The organism is Ectobacillus sp. JY-23, assembly GCF_023022965.1.
Lineage (GTDB): Bacteria > Bacillota > Bacilli > Bacillales > Bacillaceae_G > Ectobacillus.
Genome location: NZ_CP095462.1, coordinates 1,849,639 through 1,862,227 on the forward strand (window position 1 = coordinate 1,849,639; position 12,589 = coordinate 1,862,227).

The 12,589-nt window shown below is 40.1% G+C and carries 13 protein-coding genes and 1 other annotated feature; of the genes, 2 read left to right on the forward strand and 11 right to left on the reverse strand.

Going from position 1 to position 12,589, the window contains the following annotated elements; all coding sequences use genetic code 11:
- Nucleotides 1-11: 11 nt before the first annotated feature.
- From thiI to refZ, 4 genes are all read right to left on the reverse strand, one after another.
- Complete coding sequence (gene thiI / locus MUG87_RS09560) at nucleotides 12-1,217, reverse strand: tRNA uracil 4-sulfurtransferase ThiI (RefSeq protein WP_247087231.1); 1,206 nt, start codon at nucleotides 1,215-1,217, stop codon at nucleotides 12-14.
- On the reverse strand, nucleotides 1,214-2,362 hold the full coding sequence (locus tag MUG87_RS09565) for a cysteine desulfurase family protein (protein ID WP_247087233.1): 1,149 nt from the start codon (nucleotides 2,360-2,362) through the stop codon (nucleotides 1,214-1,216). The genes thiI and MUG87_RS09565 overlap by 4 nt, the downstream gene beginning before the upstream one ends.
- A gap of 259 nt (nucleotides 2,363-2,621) precedes the next feature.
- Nucleotides 2,622-4,322 carry a septation ring formation regulator EzrA gene (gene ezrA, locus MUG87_RS09570; RefSeq protein ID WP_247087235.1) on the reverse strand — a complete coding sequence of 567 codons (1,701 nt, stop codon included), beginning with the start codon at nucleotides 4,320-4,322 and terminating at the stop codon, nucleotides 2,622-2,624.
- Nucleotides 4,323-4,616: 294 nt separating this feature from the next.
- On the reverse strand, nucleotides 4,617-5,249 hold the full coding sequence (refZ, locus tag MUG87_RS09575; RefSeq protein ID WP_247087238.1) for a forespore capture DNA-binding protein RefZ: 633 nt from the start codon (nucleotides 5,247-5,249) through the stop codon (nucleotides 4,617-4,619).
- A 322-nt stretch (nucleotides 5,250-5,571) separates the two neighbouring features.
- On the opposite strand from refZ, the gene MUG87_RS09580 reads away from it, so the two are divergent.
- Complete coding sequence (locus MUG87_RS09580) at nucleotides 5,572-6,054, forward strand: GAF domain-containing protein (RefSeq protein ID WP_247087240.1); 483 nt, start codon at nucleotides 5,572-5,574, stop codon at nucleotides 6,052-6,054.
- 31 nt (nucleotides 6,055-6,085) lie between these two features.
- On the opposite strand, the gene megL is transcribed toward MUG87_RS09580, so the two are convergent.
- Nucleotides 6,086-7,258 (reverse strand): methionine gamma-lyase, encoded by a 1,173-nt coding sequence (megL, locus tag MUG87_RS09585; protein WP_247087630.1) that lies wholly within the window; start codon nucleotides 7,256-7,258, stop codon nucleotides 6,086-6,088.
- Nucleotides 7,259-7,666: 408 nt separating this feature from the next.
- Between megL and rpsD the strand changes: the two genes are divergently transcribed.
- Nucleotides 7,667-8,269, forward strand: a complete 603-nt coding sequence (gene rpsD / locus MUG87_RS09590) for a 30S ribosomal protein S4 (RefSeq protein ID WP_247087242.1) — start codon at nucleotides 7,667-7,669, stop codon at nucleotides 8,267-8,269.
- Between the two features lie 144 nt (nucleotides 8,270-8,413).
- On the opposite strand, the gene MUG87_RS09595 is transcribed toward rpsD, so the two are convergent.
- From MUG87_RS09595 to MUG87_RS09620, 6 genes are all read right to left on the reverse strand, one after another.
- Complete coding sequence (locus tag MUG87_RS09595; protein ID WP_247087244.1) at nucleotides 8,414-8,947, reverse strand: permease; 534 nt, start codon at nucleotides 8,945-8,947, stop codon at nucleotides 8,414-8,416.
- Nucleotides 8,944-9,426 (reverse strand): hypothetical protein, encoded by a 483-nt coding sequence (locus MUG87_RS09600; protein WP_247087246.1) that lies wholly within the window; start codon nucleotides 9,424-9,426, stop codon nucleotides 8,944-8,946. The genes MUG87_RS09595 and MUG87_RS09600 overlap by 4 nt, the downstream gene beginning before the upstream one ends.
- Nucleotides 9,419-9,760, reverse strand: a complete 342-nt coding sequence (locus MUG87_RS09605) for a PadR family transcriptional regulator (protein WP_247087632.1) — start codon at nucleotides 9,758-9,760, stop codon at nucleotides 9,419-9,421. Before MUG87_RS09605 ends, MUG87_RS09600 begins: the two co-directional genes overlap by 8 nt.
- A 226-nt stretch (nucleotides 9,761-9,986) precedes the next feature.
- A complete protein-coding gene (locus tag MUG87_RS09610; RefSeq protein ID WP_247087248.1) occupies nucleotides 9,987-10,571 on the reverse strand; it encodes a mechanosensitive ion channel family protein in 585 nt (194 codons plus the stop codon).
- A gap of 61 nt (nucleotides 10,572-10,632) precedes the next feature.
- A complete protein-coding gene (gene tyrS, locus MUG87_RS09615; RefSeq protein ID WP_247087633.1) occupies nucleotides 10,633-11,889 on the reverse strand; it encodes a tyrosine--tRNA ligase in 1,257 nt (418 codons plus the stop codon).
- Between the two features lie 37 nt (nucleotides 11,890-11,926).
- Nucleotides 11,927-12,151, reverse strand: a binding site (T-box leader).
- A 63-nt stretch (nucleotides 12,152-12,214) separates the two neighbouring features.
- Nucleotides 12,215-12,445 carry a hypothetical protein gene (locus tag MUG87_RS09620; protein WP_124564344.1) on the reverse strand — a complete coding sequence of 77 codons (231 nt, stop codon included), beginning with the start codon at nucleotides 12,443-12,445 and terminating at the stop codon, nucleotides 12,215-12,217.
- Between the last annotated feature and the right edge of the window lie 144 nt (nucleotides 12,446-12,589).

A 12,589-nucleotide genomic window follows, 5' to 3' on the forward strand; every position in this document is an offset into this window, starting at 1 on the left:
GGTAATTTATTCTAGAACAATTCCTCAAATTCTTCTTTTTCTTCCACTTCCGCATGCAATACCATTTTCTCAATGTTTTTTACAGCATCCTGAATGAGTGGTTCAAAGTCATAAAATTGCTCAAAGCGATTTGCTTTTTCACGCTTTGGTTTTGTAGAAGGATTTGGTGGGGTGAAAATGGTACAGCAATCTTCATACGGCAAAATGGACAAATCATAAGTATCAATCTCACGCGCAATCTTCATAATCTCCACTTTATCTGTTGTAATCAAAGGGCGTAAGATCGGGTAATTGGTCGCTTCGTTAATCGTATGCATGCTATCGAGTGTTTGGCTGGCTACTTGTCCCAAACTTTCCCCTGTCGCCAAAGCCAGTACACCTCGCTCAGCCGCAACACGTTCTGCAATGCGAAGCATCATACGGCGCATGACTGTCATTGTATAACTGTCAGGTACTTGCTTATGGATTGCTTTTTGCACCTCTGTAAACGGCACAATATGAAGCGTAATTCGCTTGCAATACTTTGTCAAACGTTGTGCCAAATCAATAACCTTTTGCTTCGCTCGTTCGCTCGTAAAAGGCGGGCTGTGAAAATGAATAGCCTCTAATGTCACACCGCGCTTCATCACCAGGTATCCTGCAACAGGACTATCGATACCACCAGAAAGCAGTAGCATCGCTTTTCCGCCTACACCTACCGGCAAGCCCCCAGCTCCCTGTAAATCCTCACACATAATATACGTGAATTCCTCACGTACTTCTACACGTACATTTACGTCTGGCTTACGAACATCTACAGTGATGTTTTCTGTGTTTCGTAAAATGTGGGCGCCCAGTTCGCGGTTTAATTCATTCGTTTCCATTGGAAATTGCTTGTACGTACGATGAACAGATATTTTAAAGGTTTTTACACCCTCGTTCACCTGTAAAAAAGCTGCCAGTGCACCGCGCTTCATGTCTTCCAAATCTGTTGTTACTTTCATTGCTAAGCTAAAGGTATGAATACCAAAAATATGACGGATTTTTTCAATCACAGCTTCATGATCTTCACCATTTAGCTTAATATACATGCGATCTCTTGTTACTTCCAATTCAAGCGCAGAAAACTTTTTAAGACGGTGTTTTACATTGTCTTTTAACACGCTTACAAATTTAGCTCGATTTTTCCCTTTTGTTGTCATTTCGCCATAGCGAATCAAAATGTGATCATACTTCATACTGTTTCCCTCATTACTTCATATAGTTTTGCCACAGTGCGGCGAAGCACCGTAATAAATTGTTGCATCTCTTCCATCGTATTTTGACCGGATAAACTAATTCGAACGGCGCTTTGTGCTGTTCTTTCTGCAACTCCCATCGCTAGTAACACATAGCTGATATCCTTTGCCTTAGAGGAACATGCTGACTTTGTAGAAATATAAATGTCATGTTCTTCAAGCGCATGCACGAGCACCTCTGGCTTTAACCCCGGAAAGGAAACGTTTATAATGTGCGGTGCCGCGTGTGCAGGTGTATGAATAACAGCTTGTGGCATAGCTCGTAATTCATTAAGTGCAAATGCTTTAATTTGCTCTAGCTGTTTTATATGCACATCTTGTTTTTCTATGCTCATACGGAGTGCTTTAGTCATCGCTACAATACCTGGGACATTCTCTGTACCAGGGCGATAATATTGCTCCTGCTGCCCTCCTGAAAGAATGGAATCAATTGTAACTCCTTCTCGTACATATAAAATCCCTGTTCCCTTTACACCATGAAACTTATGTCCCGACATGGTACAGAGATCTATGTTTGCACGTTTCAAATCAAGCGGCACTTTTCCAATACCTTGAACATTGTCCACATGAAAAATGACCTTTGGATGGTTTTGTAACAGCCTTCCAATCTCTTCAATTGGCTGAATAGCCCCCGTTTCATTATTCACATGCATCACAGAAACCAAAATCGTGTCTGGACGTATAGACTCCGCAAGCACTTGCACATCTATGCTTCCCGCTTGATTTACGGGCAAGTATGTTACTTCAAAACCAAGCGCTTCTAGCTGACCAAAGGCTCCTTTCACTGAAGCATGCTCGATCGCTGTTGTAATAACATGTCGACCGCGTGAACGATGACGAATAGCTGTACCTTTAATTGCCAAATTATTTCCTTCGGTTCCTCCAGACGTAAAGACAATTTCATTTGATCTTACGCCGAGCAATTTCGCCGTCACACTTCTAGATTGTGAAAGCAATCTCTCTGCCGCAGCCCCTAAACCGTTAATAGAAGACGGATTCCCAAAATATTTATCCGCAGCCGTTACATAAGACTGTAATACCTCCGGATGCGGCTTTGTTGTTGCACTATTATCAAAATAAATCATTGCATCCTCCTTATGACTTTTTCTTAGCTTCCCCTTGGGTTATACCTCATACACAGGAAAGTAAAGGCGTTTCTATTCTGACTGGACAACAATTTACTTCTTGCTTTTCACAGCATTTCTTAAGGGTTAATACAGTTACCTGCTGTCAAGCTGAAGTCTCATTGACTTCCTTAATATCAATACTGCTTTTTAACGTAACCTTTATACGTTAACATATATTTGTCCGTGCCCATAGCAAAACCCCTTATTGCTAAGGGGTCTACTCAGTCTTAACAAACTCCTCAATCTTTCCTGTTACACCAGGTTCAACCTGCTCTAGTGTGGCAGAAACTTGTTCTAAAGCGGCCTTGTACTGATACTGTCTGAACAACACTTCAGCATGCGCCAAATGATCAGCTACCTGTCTGCTTTGACTTCGGTAACGGTTGCCATATTGAATCATTTTTTCAACCAAGGCGGCTTGCTCAATCAATTCCTTTACCGCACTGCCCATACCTAGGACAAAGCCTTCCGCTTCTTTCAGTACTTTATGTACTTCGCTCATGTTTAAGGGCTTGTGCTCTAATTGCTCGTACACTTTTCGTACAGCCACTTGTGCATAAGCTAGGCTCTCTAACATATCCTGGGGCACTCCTGGTATATTGGACTTCTGTAAAAGGCGCTTTACTTCTAGAATATCGTTTCTCATTTGCTGCAATGTTTCACGTGCTTGTAGTTCTTCTTTGCGAAGTGTTGCAAGCATATCTGTGTATTCTGCATGAAGACGACTTGTCTCTTCAATCTGTTTTCTGACATCGCTTAGCTCTTCTCCAATTACAGAAAAAGCAACGTCTTGTTCTGCAATTCGTACTTGTAAGGCATCAAATCGTTTCATGAGAAAAGCAACTTGCTTCTCCACATATTTTTGTGCCTCTACATCCTCATCACTTAACTCATAGCTTTGCTTCACAAATTGCGTTTCTTCTTTTGTTCGATTGGATTGTTCTCGCAGTTGAATAAGAGCCGTCCCAATTTCTCTTTGTTCTTTTTCTGCATGGTGCTTGGCAGTAACTTCATTTTCCAGCACATCGTACAGCGAATCCAATCTATTTTTTACCGATTCTGTTCGCGCCTTCGCTTCCTGTATGCGCAATGTTTTAATATCATCTAATGCAAGCTGAATTTGATGCTGCATATCTTGTACTTCTTTATCAATTTGCAAATGATGAAGGATATAACCCTGTTCTTCCATCTCCTGATATCCCAGCAATAAATCCGAAATTTGTCCAGGCAGGTTAGCTTGGCAATCTAGCTGCAAATCTGGTATATCTTGTAGCAATGTTTGTAAGTATGCAACCCCTTGCTCTAAACTGTGCACAATATCACGCGCTTCTAAGTAATTCCCATTCACCGTAGCTTCTTCAAAGTGCTGAAATTTCTGATGCTCCTGATCCAGCAGTTCCTCTAGCTTCTTTTCAGCTAAACTTACTGTATGACGATATGCTAACATACTTTTCTTCACTTCTCGGTAGGTACTACGTACAACTTCAATCTCAGCATTGTTTTTCGTATGACTTTCCAATAAATTATGAAGCTCTTTTACAACACCTTCGATTTTTTCTTCCGCCTCAACAAGCAAACCACCTGCTTGCTCCATAAACACCTTCGATTTACGCGATAAAAAGCCGCTGAGTGAACTCTCTGCTTCTTGCAAATCTTTTTCAATTTGGGGAATAGAAACAGTTAACACCTCATCCCATTCATTGCGCCACTTCTCGAACAATTCTTCCGTTTGTCCGGTCATATTCAAGTCTTTTACCTTTTTTAGTTCATCTGCAACCGGTTTATCCTTTAATGCCTGTTTCCAAGCTTTTAATTCCTGCAGTTCTCTATCCGCACGATTTTTTATCACAAGACCAGTTAGTAGGTATATCAGTATAATACTTATGATTACAATAATAAAAGTTAACAATGAGCCCATCAAGCAGCCTCCTCTTTTCGTTTTTTCCCGTTCCGATTTAACCTGGAAGGCATATATGTATATAAATAGTTACTGGTGAGTTATTTTATCATTACGTACAGCAGTTTCCACTCTACATCAAGCGGTTCTGCTCACTCTATATACAAGCAATATCAATGTCTCTATAATATCATGTAATGCCCTGTTTTTGGCTCAAATTTTAAGATTTTTTTACAATTCGTTTCACATCAAAAAAACGTGCTAATGCTCGCACGTTTGATAAGTCTTTTTATCTGAAATTAGATCATTATGCCTTTATAAATGAAGGACTTGCGTAACAGGAGAGTGGTTCCCTTCCAGCATCGTATTGAGCCACTTTTCTACTTCCTTTCCATACATTTTTGTAAAATATTCATCAGAAGGACGTTCATACAGCACTTCTGATATATATTGTGGGTACAAATACGGTGCACTGAGCATCCCCTTTAACTGCGACATAAATACAGCAAATGGAATACGGGCAAATACACCTTGCTCACGCCCTGTTTCTATAATATGTTTTAGATAATATTTTTCACGTTGCAAATATGTGGTCATAATCTCTCGAATAAGAATGCTATCTAACGACAATTCTCTATAGACAAAGCGGGTCAGCGATCGATGAGACGATTGATAATGCAAAATATCGTGTACAACAAGAAACATGACTTCTTTAGGAGACAAAATATGACGCATTTCAAAAGCTTCTGCTATTGTGCTAATATATCCTTCTAAAAAGCTAGTAACCAAATGCTCTAATAGTCCTTTCTTTCCTGCGAAGTAATAAGAAATATTAGCCACATTTACGCCTGCTTCAGAAGCAATATCACGCACAGACGTACCATGATATCCCTTTGTATTAAACAAGCATATGGCAGCTTCAATAATCTTCTGCTTTGTGCACGTCATTCCTTCACGCCCCTTCATGGGATATACATCATGTTCTCCATTTTATTTTCATACATATCTTCCTATATGCAGTCAACTCATCAAACATATGAAGCGAGGCGCGTAGGAAAAACAGACTCTCACTACTTATAGGCCTCACCTAAGAACCACTATTCCTACTCCCTAAGTATAACTGCACATCGCTCGTTCTTCTCTCCCATCAAAAATAACTCTTTTTACTTAATTTCTTGACTTTTAAGACAAATTCCTTTAAGTTTCTATCGACAAAGTCATTGTTAATCCATGGTTTTCCGATACTATTTTACAAAAGGAGGCAGTATTTATGTTTGCAACATCTACTTACAACGGTAGCCGCGAAGAGAATTATGAGCTGGTGATTAAACAACTCGATGCACTACTTGCTGGTGAAACGAATACCGTTGCTAATCTAGCTAACGCATCTGCGCTTTTAAATCAATTTCTTACTGATATCAATTGGGTCGGTTTCTATATCACAGAGGGAACGCAGCTGGTACTGGGGCCATTTCAAGGCTTACCTGCATGCGTACGTATTCCGTTTGGAAGAGGTGTATGCGGAACTGCTGCAGCGACAAAACAGACTCAGCTTGTTGCGGATGTTCATCAATTCCCAGGTCACATTGCATGTGATGCAGCCTCCAACTCAGAAATTGTTGTACCTATGATTAAGGATGACCAAGTAATTGGAGTACTTGATATTGATAGCCCTAGCAAAGCACGCTTTGATGAAACAGATCAGTTGTATCTAGAAAAATTTGTATCTGTATTAATGAAATATATCAATTAAAGAAAGAGGCGCTCATATGCGCCTCTTCCCTTTATCCTAACGCTTTTTCTAAATCTTTCACAATGTCTTCACAGGCCTCTAATCCTACAGATAAACGCAATAAATTATCATGAATTCCCATTTGTTCACGTACAGCTTTTGGTACAACTGCATGTGTCATCGTTGCCGGATGTTGAATTAACGTTTCCGCATCTCCTAAACTTACCGCGATTGAGATCAGCTCTAAACGATCCATAAGTGCTTGTGCTTTCGCCATGTCGCCGCGAATAGTAAAAGATATAACACCTGCTCCCTGCTTCATTTGCTTGGTTGCGATAGGGTAATCCGGATGATCTGTCAAAAATGGATAATACACGTTCTCTACCGCAGGGTGCTCTTTCAGAAACGTTGCTACTTTCATCGCATTTACGGAGTGCCGGTCCATACGCACCGCCAATGTCTTTAATCCGCGGAGCAAAAGCCAAGCATCAAATGGTGACATAATACCGCCCGTATCCTTGCGCATCGGCCGCATACATTCCGCCAGAGCCGCTGTTTTACATACAGCGAAGCCTGCTACAACATCTCCATGACCACAAATATACTTTGTAGCGCTATGGAGCACCACGTCACACCCGAAGGAAAGAGGATTTTGCAGGTATGGAGAACAAAAGGTATTATCAACAACTGTTATCCAGCCCTGCTTCTTGGCAGCACTAGCTACGATTTGCAGATCGATAATTTGCATAGTAGGATTAATAGGTGTTTCTACAAACACGACTTTTGTATTTAAATTAGAGGCTCGCAATAAATCGGCTTCACTTTTCATATCACATAATGTATGGGTAATGCCAAAACGCTCCTGCATCATTTCTAACAAACCGTACGTACACCCATATAATCCCTTTGAACAAACAATATGATCACCTGTTCGAAGCAATGAAAGAAGTACTGTGGACACAGCCGCCATACCTGACCCAAATGCAAGTGCGTCCGCTCCTCCTTCCAATACTGCCATCCTTTCCTCTAAAAGCTGAACAGTGGGATTTCCTAAACGTGAGTATATATATTGGTTACTTTCACCGCGAAAGCTCAGCTCGCCCTGCTTTGCTGTTTCAAACGTATACGTTGACGTTTGAAATAATGGTGGTGTCAAACTACCCGCGTACTCCTTCGCATCATATCCATGATGAATCAATAATGTTTCTAAATGTGGTCGCTTCATCGTTGTGCTCCTTTCCATACAAAAGCCCTCCATTCAATTTATGTAAGCGTTTTCTTTTTGTTCTTCATCAGATTCCACATACATAGATAAAAACCCTTCTGTAATATGACTAAGAAATTCAAACGTGATTGCGGATGAAACAAGCTGCTTTTTCTTTTTCCATTAGTTACCTAGCATGAACAGCAAGGAAATATACTTGACTCTCACTTACCCGCGAGATATAATAGCATTTGTGTAAAATATGCAGCCTTTGAGAAGGCGCTTTTGTTTGTATTTTGTTCCTCATCAGAGGTGCATCGCGTAACTCCTTGCTGCTGGGGCGAGGATGCATGAAAACAAAATACGCATCAGCAAACGTCTCACGTCTGTTTTTATTTTACGAAAAATAAAAACATGGAGGAATGTAACATGTCACGTTATACAGGTCCATCTTGGAAGCTTTCTCGTCGTCTTGGTATCTCACTAAGCGGCACAGGTAAAGAATTAGAAAAACGCCCTTACGCGCCAGGTCCACACGGCCCAGGTCAACGTAAAAAACTTTCTGAATACGGCTTGCAATTGCAAGAAAAACAAAAACTTCGCCACATGTACGGTGTGAACGAGCGTCAATTCCGCGGTACATTTGATCTTGCTGGCAAAATGGCTGGTAAGCACGGTGAAAACTTCATGATTCTTCTTGAGTCTCGTCTTGATAACTTGGTATACCGTATGGGTCTTGCTCGCACTCGTCGCGGCGCACGCCAATTGGTAAACCACGGTCACGTTACTGTTGACGGCAACCGCGTAGATATCCCATCTTTCCGCGTTAAGCCAGGTCAAACAATCAGCCTTCGTGAAAAGTCTCTTAACCTTGCAGTGGTTAAAGAAGCAGTAGAAGTTAACAACTTCGTACCTGAGTACCTTTCTTTCGATGCTGACAAGCTTTCTGCTACATTCACTCGCCTTCCTGAGCGTTCTGAATTGCCAGCTGAAATCAACGAAGCTCTAATCGTAGAGTTCTACTCTCGTTAATTAATACGCTTTGTAAATAGCGTATGCAAAAACCCTAGAAACCTTGATTTATCAATGTTTCTAGGGTTTTTATTTTTGCTTTTTAAGGTACGCTACATATTTACTTTCATATATATTTTCTCTCAAGCAGCGTGTTCTAAAATTTCACATCGATACTTCCTTGGCCGCATCGTATTTCAATACTTGCCGAGCATCATAAAATTTGTTAAAAATGAGGCCCATCACATAGAAGAATCCTAAGCCAAAACCAATATGAATAGCTGTAAATACAAAGCCAAATGCAGTAAATTCATAGATGATTACAGGTAGTTTAGCAGTTGACCAAACCCCCAAAAAGAATACAATATGACGTATGCTTGCACCTTTTTTTATCAATAATATCGCAATTGGAAAGGCAACATAGAGTGGACCTGCCGCAACAATTCCTAATAATAGGGCGAATACACTTCCGTAAACACCTGATTTCTCTCCCATATATTTGATTAAATCTTCTTTCTTTACCCATTTATCAAGCAGACCTATAAATATCAATACGGGTGGCAGTAAAAACAACATATCGACAATACTGCTTCCTGTTAATTGCATTGCCTTCCATCCTAAAGAACGGTTGATAAAGGTTACAACTACTAGAATGCTTAGTAACGTGAAAAAGAAATAATATCTTTTCAATGCATTCATACTAGCACCATCCAAATAATATATGAAAATATAAGCGACATACATACTGCAGATGCATTACGAAAATAGGCAAATTTTTTCCCAAATATTTTTTGTTCCATTGGCAAAGTTGCGATACCAACTGACATCAGCGTAGACATCAATACAGCAACTTGAGGCAATCCAGCACCATTATGAACCAAAGTCGCTCCCAGAGGGAATACAATAAAACTTGGGACTAGCGCAATAGATCCAATTATTGTGGCATATACAATACCTGTAAATCCAGATTCTTCACCTATAATCGCAGATATCACAGATGGTGTCAGTACAGCTAATGATAATCCCACCAAGAGCATGATGGACAGTATATCCGGCAGGAGGTTACGAAACATATGCCAAGACTGTAATACAGCTTCTTTTGTTTTACCTCGATCTTTCATAAAAGAAATAACAAGTAAGATAGCGGCAACCATATAAAGTATGGTCCCGTTAATCATGATTAGAAGTCTGCCATTTCTCATATTTACTTAAGAAAAATGATAAATTTTTCATTTTCTCTTCAATATCGGCTTGAAAATCTTTTAGTTTCATTTTTCCAGCATCCGTAATTTTATACATCCTAATCGGCTTATCTTGAACAGATATATCTAAATAAGATTTTACAGCGCCCTCTTTTTCTAACTGCTTGAGCGTTCGATATAAGATAGCACTATCAATCGGATTAATGGGAAGCTCTTCTTGACACTTCTGTAATAGCCTGCCCCCATAGCTGTCTCCCTCCGTTAAAAATAACAAGAGAAATGCCCCTGTATGTCTCCCTGTATGTTTCATCATATACAGCCTCCTCAAAAGTTAGAATTTATCCTAATAACAGTAACTAGAATACTGTCAATGACAGTATATAAAATGAAACATTATACTGTCATTGACAGTATAATGTTTTTAACAGCTAATTATGATTCATCGTATATCAATATTTCTCTTTGGCATATACATTTCCACAGAAAAGCCTCTCCTGCTTCAGGAGAGGCTTTTCATATTATACTGATTTTTCTTCTTAAGACGATGATTCCGGAGTAGGAATTTCTGTTTTTCCGCCAAGCGTATAATTCGCAACCTTCGTAATCGCACTGTTTGCAAAGAAAAACACTTCGCCATCTGGTGCTTTCAGCTTCGTAATTCGAAGGCCAACTTCTTCTACTGTACCTGCTGTATCATTAATTTTTACTAAGTCACCCACCGAAAATTGATCCTCAAATATAATAAAGAAGCCTGTAACAATATCCTTTACTAAGTTTTGCGCACCAAAACCGACTGCTAAACCAACAATACTTACACCAGCCAGCAATGCTTTAATGTCAATTCCCATTGCTTCAAAGGCTGTTAGCGCTGCAATAAAGTAAATGATATATACCGCAATATTTTGACAGAGCTTCGTAAGCGTTGCTTCTCTTCGTTCACTATGACGCATCATTGGTGTGCGTGAACGCAGCCTAAACATCTTTTCAATTGCAACACGCACAAAATGAATCACAATTCGCGCCACAATAAAAATAAAGATTACCTTTAGCAGCGCACCCCCAAAACTCACCAACTTATCCGGACTCATCACATATGTATTAAACCATTTTACAACGTCCATTTGTATGTCTCCTTTCTAAGTAATAAAGGAAAAAGCGTAAGGGGCACTTACGCTTTTTTTATTAGTATTTAATCAAAAAGTATTTTTTCTTACCACGTCGAATAATTGTAAATTTATCTTCGATGCGATTTTCCCTATTTACCACTGCATCCGTGCTTTGTACACGCTCGCCGTTTACAGAAATTGCACCGCTTGTAATATCTTCGCGCGCCTGACGCTTAGACGGTGAAATTTTGCTGTTAACAAGTAAGTCAACAAGCGTAATTTCTTCACCCGAATGTGTGTAAGAAGGTACATCTTTAAAGCCCTGCTCAATTTCAGCAGCGGTTAATTCAGCTACTGCACCGTTAAATAAGGCTTGTGAAATTTTAATCGCTTGTTCTAATGCTGCTTCGCCGTGTACAAGCTTCGTCATTTCTTCACCAAGTGCTTTTTGGGCCGCACGCTTTTCAGGTGCTTCTTGTGTTTGTTTTTCAAGTTCTAAGATTTCCTCATGCGACAGGAATGTAAAGTATTTCAAGTATTTGATTACATCGCGGTCATCTGTGTTAATCCAGAACTGGTAGAACTCGTATGGCGTTGTTTTTTCTGCGTCTAGCCAAACAGCACCGCCCTCTGTTTTACCAAACTTCGTACCATCAGATTTTGTAACTAGCGGAATGGTTAGACCAAACACCTTTGCGTCTTCTTCTGTTTTTCGAATCAATTCCATTCCAGCCGTAATATTCCCCCATTGGTCACTGCCGCCCACCTGCAATCGGCAGCCCTCTGTTTGGTACAGCTTCAAGAAGTCGTATGATTGTAAAATCATGTAGCTGAACTCTGTAAAGGAAATACCTGATTCTAATCGAGAAGCAACTGAATCCTTTGCTAACATATAATTCAAGCCAAAGTTCTTACCGATATCACGAAGGAACGTAATCAAATCTAAAGATCCAATCCAATCATAGTTGTTCGCGATTGTTGCTGGATTACCCGCTTTCTCAAAGTCCAGAAAAGAAGAGAGCTGCTCCTTGATGCGCTGACTAAACATCGCAACTGTTTCCTGCTCGTTCAATTGACGTTCCGCTTTTTTGCCACTTGGGTCCCCAATTAAGCCTGTACCACCGCCTACTAAGGCAATTGGTTGGTGACCTGCTAATTGGAAACGACGCAAAATTAAAATGGGCAGCATATGTCCAATATGCAAACTATCTGCAGTCGGGTCAAACCCGCAGTACAACTTGACACTTTCTTTTGCAAGCAACTCTCGCAGTCCTTCTGCGTCTGTTTGCTGATTAATAAGACCTCTAAACTCTAAATCCTGTAAGATATCCATCATGTTCACTCCTTTAAAATAAAAAAATCGCCCCTAAAAAAGGGACGATTTTATAATCGCGGTACCACCCTAGTTGTGACATGTATGCCACCACTCGATTTCCATAACGGCTTTAACCGTTCTTTTCCTCTTAAGCACATGCTCATTCGAAAAAGAATGCTCCAGGATGTAATTCATGTTTGACTTTGTACCGATTCACACCAACCACCGGCTCTCTTATAACAGTGAGTCAACCACTACTGTAGCCTTTCAACGCTTATTTATTGACTTGATATATAACCTTTTATATCATTATTTCCCCAACACTGTCAATCCCATACGCATCTTACTTCTTGACTGTCACTTGTCCAATGAAGCGAGAGCTATGATGCTCCTTTTCCAGCCAATTTGTAAATTCTTTCAAAAACTCTTCCTGCTCCAAATGTGTATACAGGGTTCCTTCAATTTTCAATTCCATTCGCCTTGCCGGCGGTGTTCGATGAATGGAAATTCGCTTCATAATTTTATCGTATTTATCCATTGTTTCCACAAGAGACTCTTTATCTTCATTACGCATAGCCTTCACTCCTTTATCCTATTCTAACAGAACTTATACGTGCACTATGTATCATTCTCTTATCATTTTTACAACGAGAGGAAATGTTTCATTACTTAGCATCGACCTCAAACTCTTCTGCGTATCGCTCATTTCTCTCTCTTC